14 protein-coding genes and 1 tRNA gene are annotated in these 17,337 nt (G+C 70.6%); 9 read left to right on the top strand and 6 right to left on the bottom strand.

The window, feature by feature from the left end:
• Positions 1-50 precede the first annotated feature (50 nt).
• Positions 51-1,010, bottom strand: coding sequence for a sterol desaturase family protein (locus tag EDC02_RS20855; RefSeq protein ID WP_199757710.1), 960 nt, complete (start codon positions 1,008-1,010; stop codon positions 51-53).
• Between the two features lie 506 nt (positions 1,011-1,516).
• Between EDC02_RS20855 and EDC02_RS20850 the strand changes: the two genes are divergently transcribed.
• The 3 genes from EDC02_RS20850 to EDC02_RS42830 all read left to right on the top strand — a co-directional run bounded on the left by EDC02_RS20850 (position 1,517) and on the right by EDC02_RS42830 (position 3,519).
• On the top strand, positions 1,517-3,013 hold the full coding sequence (locus EDC02_RS20850; RefSeq protein ID WP_123603415.1) for a fibronectin type III domain-containing protein: 1,497 nt from the start codon (positions 1,517-1,519) through the stop codon (positions 3,011-3,013).
• 103 nt (positions 3,014-3,116) lie between these two features.
• Positions 3,117-3,257: a type II toxin-antitoxin system Phd/YefM family antitoxin gene (locus tag EDC02_RS42545; RefSeq protein ID WP_305036215.1), complete on the top strand. Its 141-nt coding sequence runs from the start codon at positions 3,117-3,119 to the stop codon at positions 3,255-3,257.
• A 151-nt stretch (positions 3,258-3,408) separates the two neighbouring features.
• Entirely contained in the window at positions 3,409-3,519 is a 111-nt protein-coding gene (locus EDC02_RS42830) for a type II toxin-antitoxin system YoeB family toxin (protein WP_199757890.1), read from the top strand.
• A 24-nt stretch (positions 3,520-3,543) separates the two neighbouring features.
• Here EDC02_RS42830 and EDC02_RS20835 read toward each other — a convergent pair.
• From EDC02_RS20835 to EDC02_RS20820, 4 genes are all read right to left on the bottom strand, one after another.
• Positions 3,544-3,615 (bottom strand) — tRNA-Arg (locus EDC02_RS20835).
• A 112-nt stretch (positions 3,616-3,727) separates the two neighbouring features.
• A complete protein-coding gene (locus tag EDC02_RS20830; protein ID WP_123603414.1) occupies positions 3,728-4,423 on the bottom strand; it encodes a winged helix-turn-helix domain-containing protein in 696 nt (231 codons plus the stop codon).
• 233 nt (positions 4,424-4,656) lie between these two features.
• Positions 4,657-5,400, bottom strand: a complete 744-nt coding sequence (locus tag EDC02_RS20825) for a DUF305 domain-containing protein (protein WP_233606103.1) — start codon at positions 5,398-5,400, stop codon at positions 4,657-4,659.
• Positions 5,397-6,299 (bottom strand): DUF3105 domain-containing protein, encoded by a 903-nt coding sequence (locus EDC02_RS20820; RefSeq protein WP_123603413.1) that lies wholly within the window; start codon positions 6,297-6,299, stop codon positions 5,397-5,399. The genes EDC02_RS20825 and EDC02_RS20820 overlap by 4 nt, the downstream gene beginning before the upstream one ends.
• A gap of 105 nt (positions 6,300-6,404) precedes the next feature.
• Between EDC02_RS20820 and argS the strand changes: the two genes are divergently transcribed.
• The 4 genes from argS to thrC all read left to right on the top strand — a co-directional run bounded on the left by argS (position 6,405) and on the right by thrC (position 11,957).
• Complete coding sequence (gene argS, locus EDC02_RS20815) at positions 6,405-8,069, top strand: arginine--tRNA ligase (protein WP_123603412.1); 1,665 nt, start codon at positions 6,405-6,407, stop codon at positions 8,067-8,069.
• 42 nt (positions 8,070-8,111) lie between these two features.
• Positions 8,112-9,497, top strand: a complete 1,386-nt coding sequence (gene lysA, locus EDC02_RS20810) for a diaminopimelate decarboxylase (RefSeq protein WP_123603411.1) — start codon at positions 8,112-8,114, stop codon at positions 9,495-9,497.
• A gap of 65 nt (positions 9,498-9,562) precedes the next feature.
• Positions 9,563-10,867, top strand: a complete 1,305-nt coding sequence (locus tag EDC02_RS20805; protein WP_123603410.1) for a homoserine dehydrogenase — start codon at positions 9,563-9,565, stop codon at positions 10,865-10,867.
• Positions 10,868-10,907: 40 nt separating this feature from the next.
• Complete coding sequence (gene thrC / locus EDC02_RS20800) at positions 10,908-11,957, top strand: threonine synthase (protein ID WP_123603409.1); 1,050 nt, start codon at positions 10,908-10,910, stop codon at positions 11,955-11,957.
• On the opposite strand, the gene EDC02_RS20795 is transcribed toward thrC, so the two are convergent.
• Complete coding sequence (locus tag EDC02_RS20795; protein ID WP_233606102.1) at positions 11,925-12,464, bottom strand: MarR family winged helix-turn-helix transcriptional regulator; 540 nt, start codon at positions 12,462-12,464, stop codon at positions 11,925-11,927. The two genes, thrC and EDC02_RS20795, sit on opposite strands and share 33 nt — an antisense overlap.
• Positions 12,465-12,639: 175 nt before the next feature.
• Here EDC02_RS20795 and EDC02_RS20790 point away from each other — a divergent pair, with 175 nt between their 5' ends.
• Positions 12,640-15,969 (top strand): efflux RND transporter permease subunit, encoded by a 3,330-nt coding sequence (locus EDC02_RS20790; RefSeq protein WP_123603408.1) that lies wholly within the window; start codon positions 12,640-12,642, stop codon positions 15,967-15,969.
• Between the two features lie 105 nt (positions 15,970-16,074).
• Complete coding sequence (locus tag EDC02_RS20785) at positions 16,075-17,298, top strand: MFS transporter (RefSeq protein ID WP_123603407.1); 1,224 nt, start codon at positions 16,075-16,077, stop codon at positions 17,296-17,298.
• Positions 17,299-17,337 lie beyond the last annotated feature (39 nt).

Genomic DNA, 17,337 nt, shown 5'->3' with positions numbered 1-17,337 from the left:
AAGTCCTTCTGGGTCGCGGTACGGACGAGCGGAAGACGCGCACGTGGTTGTCAGCGACGCGGACCTCGGGCACCGGCGCGGGCGCGCCACGGGTGCAACAGGCTGGCGACGACGTCCCCGGTCGGTGGGAACGATGTCGGATTGTGCAGCCCGACCGCTAATGGGCGGCGACCCGAACGCCATGTGAAGGTGCCGAAGAGCTGATCCCAGATCGACAGATCGGAGCCGAAATTCCCCGCCTCGGCGAGGTCCGTGCTGTGATGCAGACGGTGCTGCTCCGGACTGGTGAAAACATAGTTCAGCCAACCGATACGCACGTCGATGTTGGCGTGGATGAAGTAGCCCTGCACGATGACGAGCAGGCCGATGACGAAGACGGCCGGCTCGGAGAAGCCGGCGAAGGCGAGCGTCAACTGCACCGCGCCCTGGGCGAGGACGATGTCGAAGATGTGGTTGACGCCGTTGTTGCCGACATTGACCTTGTCTGGCACGTGGTGCACCCCGTGAAGCCGCCACAGCCAGGCGTTGGTGTGCCCGAGCCGGTGCATCACATAGCTGGCCAGCGAACCGAGCAGCAGCGCGAACGGCATCTCCACCCACAGCGGCAGCCACCCCTGGGGCGCGGCGACCGCCCCGACGACAGCCATGATCGGCAGCTGTGCCAGCCCGCCGCCGAGCAAGGTCAGCAGGAAGTAGATCCCGTACCAGCGCCACTCACGCAAGCTCGGGTGCCAGGTCGGTTCGTACGGGATCAGACGCTCAAGGATCGCGAGATAGGCGAGCGTGCCGATCAGAAAGACGAAGTTGACGGCACCTAGGTTCCACCCGTGCCGCAGCGCGATCACGCTGACTACGATCATGGCGACGACCAGGATCGGATACGTTACGATCCGTGCGGCGGCGCGCGCCATGGCGATGGAGCGGGGCTCTGGCGCAGGCGGGGACAGGGTGCTGTCGTACTCGTGGGAAATGTTCACGTTCTCTCCATCGCAGGTCTTTCCGCTGGTCACCGCCGAGTGGGCGGCCAATCGCGTTGGACACAGGGAGTGCGGTGGAGGCGCACTTTCCGGCGAATGAAACAGCTAGCCTTGCAGGGTGGCCTGGTCTTTACCGAAAATGTGCCTTGATCGACGAAGGGTGCGGTCCCTTGGTGCAGACCTGAATCTTGCTGCGGTCCGTCGGGCGTCGGTCATGCGTGAACGTCTTCCGTGAGAACCGGTTCATGTCTGAGTGGTGCCAGATCATCTTTCGCTCTGTATTACCGGTCCTCAGTCAGTAATCCAAATAGACGTCAAGATCGGTAGCTGTCTAGCACCATCTGAATATCCCAAACCTGCAACTCGAGCAAGAACTGGTTCTTTTTTATCATGACATAAGGGTCTTTTTGGTGGACCGGACCCTCTGTCCAATGTCTGCCAGTGTGGTCCACCCGCGCTTGACATGGCGTCGACACACCAGTTTCCTAGGTGTTATCGATTGAGGTCGATAACTGGTCGGTGTCATTGGAGGGACAGCTGTGCGTACCCCATCCCACTGGCGCGGCGGTGCCGCCGCGCTGACCAGCGCCGCACTCATCGCCGTCGTCCTGCTCGGCGCATCCCCCGCCGCCGCGCGGTACGGCGGACCGGCCGGCCCGACGACCCCGACCGCGCTCTGGGCCAGCACCAACGGCACCTCGATCAGCCTGACCTGGCAGCAGCCGCCCACCGGGCCACGGGTCCACTCCTTCCGGGTGTACGAGGGCGGAGAAGTGGTCGCCCGCACCAGCACCACGTCGACGACGATGAACGTGCCCTTCGGCTCGTCGCACGTGTACACCGTCACCGCCGTCGACCGGCACGGGCGGGAGTCGGCGCCGACCGACCCGGTAACCGGCCGCTCCTGGCTCTCCGGGGTCAACCCGGAGTGTCTGCCGACCCCGACCCTGCCGATCACCGTCACCGCCGCCACCGCGTCGGCGGTCTCGCTCTCCTGGCCCCGGCACCCGCTCGGCGGCGAGCTGGAACTGCGGGTGGACGGCGTCAGCCTGGGCTGGACGTCGTTGACCAGCGCCCGGGTCGGCGGTCTGGCGCCCGCCACCGATCACCAGATCCGGCTCTACCGGCTCAACCGGTGCGGTCCCGGATCCGACGAACTGGTCGGCTCAACCAGCGCCACGACCGCCGCCGGCGATCCCGCGCGGCCCGCCGCGCCTACCGGCCTCACCGTCACCGGGCGCACCGACACCACAATCGGCCTGGCCTGGACCGCGCCGGCCGGAACGCCGCCGGACCGGTACGCGGTCTACGAGGGCGGCACCCGGGTCGCCGTCAGCGTCGGCACCGCAGTCACCGTCCAGCGGCTCTTCCACGCCACCTGGCACCGCTTCACCATCGCCGCGCTCGATTCCGCCGGCAACGAGTCGACGCACAGCCCAGCGGTGTCGGCCGGGACCGAGACCTGCCTGAGCAGCCCGCCCAAGCCGGTCGAGCTGACGGCGATCGCGCTCTCCCCGTCGTCGGTGCGGCTGGGCTGGACCTTCGACGCCACCGCCGTCTCGTACACCGTCTGGGACGGTGACACGGCCGTCGCCACCTCCCGCTACCCGGAGACGGTCGTCTCCGGTCTGCCGTCCGCGTCCCGGCATGTCTACCGGGTCAGCGCGACCCTCCCTCAGTCCTGCGGCGAGACCCCCCGCTCCGCCCGAGCGCGGGTCACCACCGCACCCGGTCCCGCCGCCCGGCCGGCGGCACCGGCGTCGCTCGAGGTGATTGGCAACGCCCCCGGCAACTGGCCCACCGACGCTCGGCTCACCCTGGCGTGGTCTGCCTCCACCGGAGGCGAGCCTGCCGTGAGTTACCGGGTGTACGAGGGTGCGACCGTCGTCGGCGCGACCGACGGGACCCAGCTGACGCTGGCGGTGGGCGGGGCGACGTGGCACACGTACACGGTGGTCGCCGTCGACGCCGCCGGCAACGAGTCGGCGGCCAGTCCGTCGGTGACCGCCCAGGGCATGTTCTATCCGCCGCCGTAGGGCAGGCGACGCCGCCCAAGGGAGTTCCGGCTGCGGGTTGGGCGGCCGTCCGGCGCCCGGGCCCAGGCGAGTCGGGTCTGTACCTGCTGGAAGGAGCGCAACCATGTCCATCAGTGCACGCGAAGCGCGGCAGCGCCTGTTTTCCCTCATCGAGCGGGTCAACGTCGACCACGACCCGATACGCATCAGCTCGCGCAGCGGGGACGTGGTGCTCATGTCGGCGGAGGACTACGACGCCTGGTAAGAAACCGTGCACCTGCTTCGGTCTCCCGCGAACGCGAGGCGGCTCATGGAAGCCGTCGCCCGGGACCGAGCGGGCGGCCCCTCGATCATTAAGAAACACGGATGAGTTACGGGAGTTGGCCGAGGTCGAAGAGTGAGGGAGGCCAACGTCGATCCTGTCCGGCTACTGGTCGCGGCGGATCGATGACGAACCCCGCCTGGTGTACCGGGCCGACGACAAGGAAGTGAAGATCATCAAGGCCCGGTATCGATACAGCTACTGACCGGCACCGCGCAGCTTTGTGATGTGCCCCCGGCAGGATTCGAACCTGCGCTCCCGCCTCCGGAGGGCGGTGCTCTATCCCCTGAGCTACGGGGGCTCAGCGACCCAGGAAGATTAGCAAACCGAGCACCGGGTCGCCGAATCGGTATCCGCCGTGTCCGGTCCCGGCCGGCGCGGTGGTCCGGTCGCCGGCCGGGACGCGGAGTTGCTCAGGCCGACCGGGCCGGGCGGGCGCAGCTGGGCAGCAGGTGCGTGACGATGGTCCGAGGCAGTCGGCGGGGCAGCTCGGAGCTGGCCCAGGAGCCGTCCACCACGAGATGCACCCCGCGCCGGTCCGGTCCGCACAGCCGCAGCAGGAACTCGCGCGGCAGCGGCGGGTCGACCGACGGGGTCAGGACCATGAACCGGGTCTGGCCGCGTACCGACGCGGCCGACAGCACGTCGGCGGCCGGGGTGGTGCCGTGCAACCGGGTCCGACCGAGCCACCACAGGTCGGTCCGGTGCTCCCGGGCCGCCCGCAGCACCGTCGGGTAGACCCGCTCCACCCACTCGTTGACCGCGTCGACGCAGAGCCCGCACGCGCGTTCCTCCGGCCGCCGGGGCGCCAGCCCCCATGCGTCGAGGTAGTGGCCGACGTCGGTCGGGCTCAGGGTCAGCCCGAACCGTCGCTCGATCAGCGTCGCGACGGTACGCCGGCTCCACAGCTCGTCGTCCAGTGCGTGGTCCTCCGGCCATCGGCCCCGCAACAGGTCGATCAGGTCGAGTTCCTGCTCCGGTGTCAGCCCGCCAGCGTCACCGGTGGGTGATCCGCGACGGCGGGCCGCCACCGCGCCGTCACCGCCGAGCGTGTGCCGTCGGCACCAGCTCGTGATCGATCTCCGAGTATCGCTAAGAAGTGCCCCCACGTCAGGACCAACGAGGCTGTATCAGGACGGTAGCGATATGTGCCTAGAAAACGTCTGAGACGGTAGAGTCCGGCAAAGTATGCGAAGTCATGGTATAGCGGCATGGAACGGACAACGCTGAAGGTGGCGGGGTACCTCGGGAGATGGGGGGTACGACGCGCCCGCCCCGGCGGAGACCGGGGCGGGCGGAGCGGTGCTGGCAACCATTAGGGCCGCCGTCGGACGGTGTGGCGTCAGCCGCCGACCTGGGACTGCAGGGTACGGATCAGCTCGATCTCCTTCTGCTGGCCGCTCACCATCGATTCGGCCAGCCAGCGGACATCCTCGTCGTCGGAGAGCTCCAGCACCCCGTCTGCCATGTGGATGCCGCCCAGATGGTGGGTGAGCATCAGCGACAGGTACAGCCGGTCCACTTCCACGCCGGTCGCTGCCCGCAGCTCGGCGCGCTGCGCGTCGGTGGCCATCCCCGGCATCAGACCGTCGACCACCGCCCACTCGCCGGTGGTCTCCATCCAGTCCATCCGGGGCTGGGTGCCGGTCGGCTCCAGGCCCCACTCACGTAGCCAGGTCTGCATCATGCCGATCTGGCTCTGCTGGGTCAGCGCGATGTCGCTGGCGAGGGTCCGTACCGCCGGGTTCTCGCTGCGCTCCAGCACGATCATCGACATCTCCACGGCCTGCGCGTGATGGGTCGACATGTCCCGGGCGAACCCGGCCTCCGGCGAGGCGTCGCCGGGGCGCAGCAGCCCGGGGGTGAGCAGGCCGGCGGCGTACCCGAGCAGAAGACCGACCACGACGGCCGCGGCCAGCCACGCGGTGCCGAACCGGCCGCCCCGGCCGGTCTCGGCCGCACCGGGCGTCGGCGGATCGGTCGGCTCCCCGCCGGCCGGGTCCGCCGGCCGGTCCTGCGCGGCCGGCCCGTCGACGGGGCCCCGCTCGGTGTCGGCCATCGCGTCCGTCTCCGTCCTGGTGGTCACGACCCGGCGCCGTCCATCTGCTGCTCCTGGGCGCCGATGTCACGCGGGGTGGTGCCGGTGGCGGTGATCCCACCCGAGCAGGTGGCACCCGGCTCGACGGTGGCGTTCTGTCGCAGCGCCCGGATGAACTCGTCGATCCGCGGGTCGTCGACGTCGTCGATGGCGAGCTGGTAGCCCCACGCCTGCAGCGAGACCGTCGACTCCAGGCCCTCGAACGGGCTCATCAGGGTGTACTCGTTGCCCTGGATCTTGCTGGCCAGCGTCTCGATCTGGTCGGCGGGCAGACCCTCCTGGTACGTGAGCCAGACCGCGCCGTGCTCCATGCTGTGCACGGCGTGCTCACTGGCGATCGGCGCGTCGTAGACGTCACCCATGCAGTTCTGCCAGTTCGGGTTGTGGCTGCTGCCGACCGGCGGCTGGATCTCGTACTCCAGCGGGCCCCACTCGTGCGACTGCTTGCCGGCCATCGGGTCCAGCGCCGCCGGGTTGGCCTCCCGGTAGTTGACCAGGTCGGTGATGTCCGAGGCGCGGTCCTGCCACGACCGGGCCTCCTGGGAGACCGCGTAGGCCCCGTACCCGATGATCGCGGTCGCCAGCACCCCGACGCCGACCATCAGCGCAATCGGACCCCAGTTGCGCTCCTGGGTGACCTTGACCGGTTTGACCGGCTTGCGGCCGCCCTTGCCGCCCTTGCCGGCCTTGCCGCCGGGCTTGCCGCTGGTCTTGCCGCCGGCCGTCCGGGCGGCCGTGGCACCACCGGCCCGGCCGCTCGCCGGTTTGCCCTTCGCCGGCTTGCCTGCGGCCTTATCGTCGGTTCGGGGCTTGCCGCCGGCCGCCGGCTTGCCGGTGCTGACCACGGAGGGGTTGCGGTTGTCGCCACCCTGGGTGCTGATGCTCATGGTGTGGTGCCTCGTCAGGTCGGTCGGTCAAGGGGCATTCAGCGGGGACACAGCAGGTGAGGGTCGCCGCCAAGGCCACGAGTCTACCCCCGGTAACATGCTTTGGTGACTCCCGCCAATCTCGCTGAGCTCGTCCGCGCCACGGCCCGGTCGGTCTTCATCGACCGTGACCTCGATCTATCTTTACTTCCCGACGTGGTCACCGTCGAGCGCCCGCGCAACCCCGACCACGGCGACTACGCCTCGAACCTGGCGTTGCAACTGGCGAAGCGAGTCGGCACCGCCCCCCGTGAGCTGGCCGCCGCGCTGGCCGCAGCGCTCAGCGAGGTCGACGGGATCGCCTCAGTGGAGATCGCCGGGCCGGGCTTCCTGAACATCCGACTCGACTCGGCCGCCGCCGGGGCGCTGGCCCGCACCGTGGTCCTCGCCGGTCGCGAGTACGGCCACAGCACCCACCTCGCCGGCCGTCGGCTCAACCTGGAGTTCGTCTCGGCCAACCCGACCGGCCCGGTGCACCTCGGTGGCACCCGCTGGGCTGCCGTCGGGGACGCGCTCGCCCGGATCCTGCAGGCCACCGGGGCCGACGTCGGCACCGAGTACTACTTCAACGACGCCGGCTCGCAGATCGACCGGTTCGCCAACTCGCTGCTGGCCGCCGCGCGGGGCGAGGCGGCGCCCGAGGACGGCTACGGCGGGGCGTACATCGCCGACATCGCCGGTGCCGTGGCCGCCAAACACCCGCAGGTCCGTGACCTCGACGACGACGCCGCCCGGGAGCTGTTCCGGGTCGAGGGCGTGGCGTTGATGTTCGACGAGATCAAGGCGTCGCTGGCCGGGTTCGGGGTGCACTTCGACACGTACTTCAACGAGAAGGACCTGCACGCCCGGGGCGAGCTGGAGCTGGCGTTGACCCGGCTGGGCGAGCAGGGTCGCACCTACCAGCGCGACGGTGCGACCTGGCTGCGCAGTACCGACTTCGGCGACGACAAGGACCGGGTGCTGCGCAAGTCCAACGGCGAGTGGACCTATTTCGCCGCCGACTGCGCCTACTACCTGGACAAGCGGGAGCGCGGCTTCGACCAGGTCGTGATCATGCTCGGTGCCGACCACCACGGCTACATCGGCCGGTTGCGGGCGATGGCTGCCTGCTTCGGTGACGACCCTGATCAGACCCTGGAGATCCTGATCGGGCAGATGGTGAATTTGGTGCGAGAGGGCAAGCCGGTGCGGATGTCCAAGCGGGCCGGCACCGTGGTCACCCTGGAGGACCTGGTCGAGGCGATCGGCGTCGACGCCGCCCGGTACGCCTTGGCCCGCTACTCGTCCGACTCACCGATCGACATCGACGTGGAGCGGTGGACCCGGGCCAAGAACGACAACCCGGTCTTCTACGTGCAGTACGTCGCCGCCCGGACCGCCAGCGTGGCCCGCAACGCCGCTGAGGTGGGACTGACCCGGGGCGAAGCGGACGAATTCCGGCCCGAGCTGCTCGATCATGAGAAGGAGAACGAGCTACTCAAGGCGATCGGCGAGTTCCCGGGAGTGGTCGCCTCCGCCGCAGAGCTGCGCGAGCCGCACCGGATCGCCCGCTACCTTGAGGAGCTGGCCGGGGCGTACCACCGGTTCTACGACAAGTGCCGGATCATGCCGCTCGGCGACGAGAAGATCACCGACCGGCACCGGGCCCGGCTGTGGCTCAACGACGCCACCCGTACGGTGATCGCCAACGGCCTGGACCTGCTCGGCGTCTCGGCGCCCGAGCGGATGTGAATCGGCCGACACGACCCATGAACGACGAAGGACGGTAGAGCCGTGCGCGCACACGAGGCCGGGGCCCTGCACGGTGACCTCGGTAGCCGGGGGCCGGGCTGGCTGCGTACCCCGGATGACGTCAACATCCTGCTGCCGCAGCTGTGGCCGCGGACGGTGACCCGGGCGGACGCCGGGTCGATCACCGTCGGCGGCCGGGACGTGCGGGACCTGGCCGCCGAGTACGGCACCCCGGCGTACCTGCTCGACGAGGACGACCTGCGGGCCCGCTGCCGCGACTTCCGGGCCGCCTTCGCCGGTCAGGACGTCTACTACGCCGGTAAGGCGTTCCTGTGCCGGGCGGTGGTGCGGATCGTCGCCGAGGAAGGCCTGCACCTGGATGTCTGCACCGGCGGTGAGCTGGCCGTGGCGCTGTCGGCCGGGATGCCGCCGGAGCGGATCGGCCTGCACGGCAACAACAAGAGCGTCGCCGAGCTGACCCGGGCGTTGGACGCCGGGGTGGGTCGGATCATCGTCGACTCGTTCGACGAGATCGACCGGCTGACCGCGCTGGCCCGGGACCGGGGCGTCCGGCCCAAGGTGCTGGTCCGGGTCACCGTCGGGGTCGAGGCGCACACCCACGAGTTCATCGCCACCGCCCACGAGGACCAGAAGTTCGGCTTCTCCCTGGCCGGCGGGGCGGCGTTCGAGGCGGCCGCGCGGATCCTCGACGAGGGCGTGCTGGAGCTGCGCGGGCTGCACTCGCACATCGGCTCGCAGATCTTCGACACCAGTGGGTTCGAGGTGTCCGCCCGGCGGGTGCTGGCGCTGCAGGCGCAGATCCGCGACGCGCGCGGCGTCGAGCTGCCCGAGCTGGACCTCGGCGGCGGGTTCGGCATCGCCTACACCACGCAGGACGATCCGGCGCCGGCCCACGACCTGGCCAAGCGGATGAACAAGATCGTGGACAGCGAGTGTGAGGCGTTGCGGCTGGCCGTGCCGCACCTGTCGGTCGAGCCGGGCCGGGCGATCGTCGGCCCGGCGGTGTTCACCCTCTACCAGGTCGGCACGGTCAAGGACGTCGACGGCATCCGCAGCTACGTCAGCGTCGACGGCGGGATGAGCGACAACATCCGGACCGCCCTCTACGACGCCTCCTACTCGGCGACGGTCGCCTCCCGGGCGTCGACCGCGGCGCCGATCCTCGCCCGCGTCGTGGGAAAGCATTGTGAGTCCGGGGACATCGTGGTGAAGGATGAATTTCTGCCCGCCGACGTGCAGCCGGGAGATCTTCTCGCGGTGCCGGGCACGGGGGCGTACTGCCGGAGCATGGCGAGCAACTACAACCATGTGCCCCGGCCGCCGGTTATCGCGGTCCGCGACGGAGCGGCCCGGGTGATCGTCCGTCGGGAGACCGAGGCCGATCTGCTGGCACTGGACGTGGGATAGCGCCGTAGGCGCCGGGACGACGTGGGTAGCGCGCTTGCTGCGCGGTCGCGAGGTATGGGGTGAGCATGGGTAAGCCGGTACGGCTGGCGTTGCTGGGCTGCGGCACGGTGGGCTCCGAGGTGGTGCGGCTGCTGCACGAGCAGGCCGCCGACCTCGCCGCCCGGGTCGGGGCACCGATCGAGATCGCCGGGATCGCCGTCCGCCGGCCCAACCGGGCCCGTGGTGAGCTGCCGGTCGACCCGGCGTTGTTCACCACCGACGCGCTGGGCCTGGTCAAACGGGACGACGTCGACGTGGTGGTCGAGGTGGTCGGCGGCATCGAACCGGCCCGGACCTGGCTGGTCGAGGCGCTGCGCAGCGGCAAGAGCGCGGTCACCGCCAACAAGGCGCTGCTCGCCGAGGACGGCGGCACCCTGCACGACGCCGCCGCCGAGGGCGGTGCCGACCTGTTCTACGAGGCGTCGGTGGCCGGCGCCATCCCGCTGCTGCGCCCGCTGCGCGACTCGCTGCACGGCGACTCGATCACCCGGGTCACCGGCATCGTCAACGGCACCACCAATTTCATTCTCTCCGCGATGGACGCCACCGGGGCCGGGTTCACCGAGGCACTGGAGGAGGCGACCGCGCTCGGGTACGCCGAGGCCGACCCGACCGCCGACGTGGAGGGGTTCGACGCCGCCGCCAAGGCCGCCATCCTGGCCTCGCTGGCCTTCCACACCCGGGTCGGCGCCGACGACGTGCACCGCGAGGGGATCACCGAGGTCAGCGCCGCCGACATGGCCAGCGCCAAGGCGATGGGCTGCACCATCAAGCTGCTCTGCATCGCCGAGCGGGGCCCGGGTGCCGACGGCGCCGAGTCGGTCAGCGTCCGGGTGCACCCGGCGATGATCCCGCGCAGCCATCCGCTGGCCAGCGTCGGCGACGCGTTCAACGCGGTCTTCGTCGAGGCGGTGGCGGCCGGGCAGTTGATGTTCTACGGCCGGGGCGCCGGTGGGGCGCCGACCGCCAGCGCGGTGCTCGGCGACATCGTCGCGGTGGCCCGCAACCGGCTCGCCGGGGTGCACACGGCCAGCGAGTCCGCCTACGCCGACCTGCCGATCCGGCCGATGGGGGAGGCGGTCACCCGCTACCACATCAGCCTCGACGTGGCCGACCGGGCCGGGGTGCTGGCCGCCGTCGCCGGGGTGTTCGCCCGGCACGACGTGTCGATCGCCACCGTGCGCCAGTCCGGCCGGCACGCCGACGCCAGCCTGGTGATCGTCACCCACCGGGCGCCGGACGCCGCCCTCGCTGCCACCGTCGAGGAGCTGCGCGGCCTGGACGTCGTCCGGTCCATCGCCAGCGTGCTGCGGGTCGAGGGCGGCCAGTAGCCGCCGGTACGCTGTGCCGGCGCGAACCGAGGAGGTTGTCATGTGGCGGGGCCTGATCGAGGCGTACCGGGACCGGTTGCCGGTCACCGACGCCACGCCGGTGATCACCCTCTACGAGGGCAACACGCCGTTGCTGCCGGCGCCGGTGCTCTCCGCCCGGGTCGGTGCCGACGTCTACCTGAAGGTCGAGGGGGCCAACCCGACCGGGTCGTTCAAGGACCGGGGCATGACGATGGCGGTCTCCAAGGCGGTCGAGGAGGGCAACAAGGCGATCATCTGCGCCTCCACCGGCAATACCAGCGCGTCGGCTGCCGCGTACGCCGCCCGCGCCGGCCTGACCTGCGCGGTGCTCGTGCCGCAGGGCAAGATCGCGCTCGGCAAGCTGGCCCAGGCGCTGGTGCACGGGGCCCGGCTGCTGCAGGTCGACGGCAACTTCGACGACTGTCTGTCGATGGCGGCCAAGCTGGCCCAGGACTACCCGGTGGCGCTGGTCAACTCGGTGAACATCTTCCGGCTGCACGGGCAGAAGACCGCCGCGTTCGAGATCGTCGCCGGGCTCGGCGACGCCCCGGACATCCACTGCCTGCCGGTCGGCAACGCCGGCAACATCAGCGCCTACTGGATGGGCTACCTGGAGGACGTCGAGGCCGGCAACGCGACCCGTGCCCCGAAGATGTACGGCTTCCAGGCGTCGGGTGCCGCCCCGATCGTCGCCGGTGAGGTGGTCCGCCAGCCGTCGACCATCGCCACTGCGATCCGGATCGGTAACCCGGCGAGCTGGACCAAGGCCCTCGACGCCCGGGACGCCTCGGGAGGCCTGATCGACGCGGTCACCGACCGGGACATCCTGGCGGCGTACCGGCTGCTGGCCCGGGAGGTCGGGGTCTTCGTCGAGCTGGCCAGCGCGGCCAGCGTCGCCGGGCTGCTGCAGGCCGCCGCCGCCGGCAAGGTGCCGGCCGGTGCCACCGTGGTCTGCACGGTCACCGGGCACGGTCTGAAGGACCCGGAGTGGGCGATCTCCACCGCTCCGGCGCCGACGACCATCGGCAACGATCCGCTACTCGCGGCCCGCGCCCTCGACCTGGCCTGACGACGGCGTCGGTCGGGTGCCGCCCGGCCCGGTCTGAGCCGTGCCGGTCTGAGCTGTGCCGGCTTCCGTCAGGTCGGCTTCCGCGGCGTCGACCAGTAGCCGGGCCGCGACGGCGACGGTACGCAACTCGTCGGTGTCCAGCCGGGCCAGCAGCCGGGCCTGCCGGTCGGTGCCGGCGGTGACGATCCGGTCCATCAGCTGCCGCCCGTCGTCGGTCAACTCGATCCGGCGGACCCGCCGGTCCCGGGGATCTTCCCGGCGGCCGACCAGCCGGTGGGCCGCGAGCCGGTCCACGATCCCGGTGACGGTGGCCATCCGTACCCCGAGCACCTGGCTCAGCTCCTGCCCGGAGGCGCTGCCGTGCAGGTAGAGCAGGAGCAGTATCTTCAGCTGCGGCACGGTGAGCTGCGAGTCGAACAGCGGGTCGGAGCGGTCGGAGGCGAACAGGAGCTGCAGCCGGCGATGGGTCGCCATGATCTGGTCGATCAGTTCGTCCCGCTGGGCCACCTGTGCTCCCTCTGGTCCGGCTGGTTCGGAACGGCGGCGGGCCGGCTGCCCGCCGTGCGCAGACGTTATCCCAACAACTCCGCGTGACGCTAACTGTTAGCCTTGGCCAAAGTAATTCCCGTCGTCAGTAATCCCGTCGTCCCGCCGCCGGACTCTTCCAGGAGTGAGCCCGCACATGTCGTTGCTCGCCAGACTCAGCCTCGCCAACCGGGGGCTCGTGGCGCTCGTCGCGGTCGTGATCACGATCTTCGGCGCCGTCACCATCCCGACGCTCAAACAGCAGCTTCTGCCTTCGTTGGAGTTCCCGGCCGCGTTCGTCAGCGCCGGCTTCCCCGGTGCCGCACCGGAGATCGTCGAAGCGCAGGTCACCGAGCCGATCGAGAACGCGATCTCGGCGGTGGCGGACGTGGAGAGCATCTCCTCCACTTCCAGCGAAGGGTTCGCCACCATCCAGGTCGAGTTCGCGTTCGGCACCGACCTCGACAGTGCCGTCAACGACCTGGAGACATCCCTCAACCGGATCAGCGGGCAACTGCCCGACGACGTCGACCCGGCCGTCTTCGCCGGCAGCACCGACGACCTTCCGGCGGTGGTGCTCGCCGCCACCTCCGGCTCCGGCGGGCAGCAGGCGCTCGCCCAGCGGCTCAGCGAAACCGTGGTGCCCGAACTGGAGGGGATGGACGGGGTCCGTGCGGTGGACGTCACCGGCGGCAGCGAGCAGGTGGTGAGCATCACCCCGGACTACCCGGCGCTCACCGCCGCCGGCTACGACCCGTCCGCGATCGCCAGCGCGCTGCAGGCCAACGGGGTCACCATCCCGGCCGGTGCGATCACCGACGTCGGTCAGACGCTGACCGTCCAGGTCGGCAGCCGGATCGAGTCCATCGACGAACTCGGCGCGATCTACCTGACCGCCGCCGGCCGGACGCCGGTACGGCTCGACGAGGTTGCCGAGATCAGCGAACAGACCACCCCGGCGACGTCGATCACCCGTACCAACGGGTCCGACAGCCTGGGCATCGCGGTCACCGCCGGCCCGGACGGCGACGCGGTCGGCATCTCGCACGAGATCCGTGACCGGCTGGCCGAGCTCGGCGAGGCGGCCGACACCGAGCTGGTCGTGGTCTTCGACCAGGCACCGTTCGTGGAGCGCTCGATCGAGGCGCTGACCACCGAAGGTCTGCTCGGCCTGGTGATGGCGGTCCTGGTCATCCTGGTCTTCCTGCTGTCGATCCGATCCACCGTGGTCACCGCGGTCTCCATCCCGCTGTCGGTGCTGATCGCGCTGATCGCCCTGTGGGTCGGCGACTACTCGCTCAACCTGCTCACCCTCGGCGCGCTGACCATCTCGGTCGGCCGGGTGGTGGACGACTCGATCGTGGTGCTGGAGAACATCAAACGACATCTGGAGTACGGCGAGGACCGGCGTACCGCGATCCTCACCGGGGTCCGGGAGGTGGCCGGCGCGGTCACCTCGTCGACCCTGGCGACCGTCGCCGTCTTCGCCCCGATCGCCATCGTCGGTGGTTTCGTCGGCCAGCTGTTCGCGCCGTTCGCCATCACGGTGACCGTCGCGCTGCTCGCCTCCCTGCTGGTCTCGCTGACCATCATCCCGGTGCTCGCCTACTGGTTCCTCAAGCCGGCCGCCGCCGGCACCGACGTGGAACAGGTACGGCAGGAGGCCGAAGCCAAGGAGCTGCGCAGCCCGTTGCAGCGCGGCTACCTGCCGGTGATCCGGTTCGCCACCACCCGGCGGTGGGCCACCGTCGGCATCGGGCTGGCGGTGCTGCTCGGCACGTTCGCGCTGAGCACCCGGCTGGAGACCAACTTCATCGACGACGCCGGCCAGGACACCCTGAGCATGCAGCAGGAGCTGCCGGTGGGCACCAGCCTGGCGGCGGTCGACCGGGCCGTCCGCCAGGTCGAGCGGGAGCTGGCCCGGACCGACGGGATCGAGTCCTACCAGGTGTCGATCGGCAGCAGCGCCAACCCGTTCGCGGGCGGTGGCGGTGGCGCTACCAGCGCGAGCTACTCGATCACCTTGGCGGAGGGGACCGACAACCTCGCCGTACAGCAGCGGTTGCGCGACGCGTTCGACGGCCGCGACTCCCTCGGCGAGATCACCGTCGGGGCCGCCGGTGGCGGCCCGGGCGGTGCCAGCACCAACCAGCTGCAGGTCGTGGTCCAGGCCAACGACCCGGATGACCTGGCGACGGCGACCGAGCGGGTGCGTTCGGCGATGGAGCAGACCCCGGACGTCGCCGACGTGACCACCACGCTGGCGGCCGACGCCACCCGGATCGAGGTGCGCGTCGACCGTGAGGCCGCCGCCGAATACGGGCTCACCGAGGCCGCCGTCGGCCGGCTCGTCGCGCAGGCCTTCCGGGGCAGCCCGCTGGGCCAGCTCACCATCGACGGTGAGCGGATGAACGTGCAGCTCAGCCCGACCGCCCGGCCGACCTCCGTCGAGGAACTGCAGGCGTTGCCGGTCGGGTCGGTGACGCTGGCCGAGATCGGTGAGATCGTCGAGGTCAGCGGGCCGGTGCAGATCAACCGGGTGGACGGTGAGCGCAGCGCCACCGTGACCGGCACCGCGACCGGCTCGAACGTCGGGCAGACCAGCGCCGAGCTGTCACAGCGACTGGACGACCTGCGCCTGCCGGCCGGTGCGACGTACACCATCGGCGGTGTCAGCGCCGATCAGGCGGAGGCGTTCGCCGACCTCGGGCTGGCCCTGCTCGCCGCGATCGCCATCGTCTTCGTGATCATGGTGGCGACGTTCCGCAGCCTGATCCAACCGCTGATCCTGCTGGTGTCGGTGCCGTTCGCGGCGACCGGCGCGATCGGTCTGCTGGTCGTCACCGGTACGCCGATGGGTGTGCCGGCGCTGATCGGCGCGTTGATGCTGGTCGGCATCGTGGTGACCAACGCGATCGTGCTGATGGATCTGATCAACCAGTACCGCGAGCAGGGGATGAGCGTGTCCCAGGCGGTGGTGGAGGGTGGCCGGCGCCGGCTGCGGCCGATCCTGATGACCGCGATCGCCACCATCTGCGCGCTGACGCCGATGGCGCTCGGCCTGACCGGGGTGGCCGGCTTCATCGGTCAGCCGTTGGCGATCGTGGTGATCGGTGGCCTGTTCAGCTCGACGCTGCTCACCCTGGTCCTGGTGCCGACGCTCTACACCATGGTCGAGGGCACCAAGGAGCGGCTGCGGCAGCGCCGGGCCGCCCGCCGGTCGGCCGGCGCCGCAGGTGACGGCGCCGCGGCACCGGACGGGCCGTCGGGCACCGGCACCGGCACCGATGTCGCACGAGGCGCCGGCGGCGACGCGGCGGATGGCCGCAACGGCTCCGACTCCGCCGGCCGTACGTCGCCGGTGGCCGCGCCGCCGGCCCGCCCGTCGGCGGCGCTGGTCGACGGCACCGACCAGTTCGAGGTGCTGAAACTGCCGAAGAGCCGCACCTCGCCGCTGCCGCCGACGGATCCGCCGACGGAGAAGTGACCGTGCGGGTCCCCGGGGCGCCGGCCCCGGGGACCCCCGCGACGACCCGTCGCACAGATCACACTTCGTCCACTGTCCGGTTTCCGGTCGGTAAGGTGTCGGTACGTGTCCTCACCGTTAGCGGTCCTTACCGGCAACCGGGATTTCCGCCGGCTGCTCCTCGCCGAGTTGGTCGTCTTCGGGGCGGACTGGTTCGTCATGGTGCCGCTGGTGGTGCTGCTGCCGGAGTTGACCGGCAGCGGCGTCTGGGGCGCTCTGGTGCTCGCCGTGGACACCGGCATCCACGCCCTGATGCTGCCGTTCACCGGTACGCTCGCCGACCGCTTCGACCGCCGTCGGATCCTGATCGCCGCGAACCTGGCCGCCGTCGTCGCGGTGCTGTTGCTGCTGGCCGTACGCACCCCGGGCACCGCCTGGCTGGCGTTGTTCGCCATCGCGTCGCTCGCGGTGGCCAAGTCCTGCTATTCGCCGGCCGCGCAGGCCGCGCTGCCGAACGTGGTCTCAGCGGCGGAGTTGCCCGCCGCCAACGTGTTCGCCGGCTCCGCGTGGGGCACGATGGCGATCGTCGGCGCGTCGCTCGGCGGGCTGCTCAGCGCGGCCCTGGGCCCGTACGCGTGCTTCTGGATCGCCGCCGCGGCGCTGCTGCTCGCGGCGGTGGTCACCATGTCGATCCGCCGGCCGATGCAGGCCCCGCGCGACGTCACGCTGCCGGCACCCCGGACGTTGACCGCGATCCGCGAGGCGCTGGCCTACATCGGTGGCCGTCCGCAGGTGCTCGCCCTGGTGACGGCGAAGAGCGCGGTCGGCCTCGGCAACGGCGTACTCACGCTGTTTCCGCTGCTGGCCGGGGTGTACGGGGTCGGCGCGATCGGCACCGGCCTGCTGTTCGCCGTGCGGGGCGCCGGGGCGGTGATCGGGCCGTTGCTGACCCGCCCGGTGCTGAACCGACGGTCCTGGCTGCTGACCGGGTTGGCCGCGTCGATGTCGGTGTACGGGCTGTCCTACGCCAGCATCTCGCTGGTCACCTGGTTCCCGCTGGTGCTCGCCCTGGTCTTCCTGGCTCACCTGGGCGGTGGCAGCAACTGGGTGCTGTCCAACTACGCCCTGCAGGCGGTGGTGCCGGACCGGCTGCGCGGCCGGGTCTTCGCCACCGATCTGATGCTCGCCACCTTGTCGATCTCGGTGAGTCAGTTGATCGTGGCCAGTGTGATCGACACTCTGGACACCCGGATCATCCTGGCGACGTGCGGGCTGGTGACCGTCACCTATGCGATCGGCTGGCGGTTGGCGACCCGCCGGCTGGGATCGGTGGTTGCGGCCAGCCGCTAGCATCGTGATATCACTTTGATAGCGAGCTGGTTGGCAAGG

This window comes from Micromonospora sp. Llam0 (assembly GCF_003751085.1).
In the GTDB taxonomy this organism is placed as follows: domain Bacteria; phylum Actinomycetota; class Actinomycetes; order Mycobacteriales; family Micromonosporaceae; genus Micromonospora_E.
This window is presented reverse-complemented; position numbering and strand designations above follow the sequence as displayed.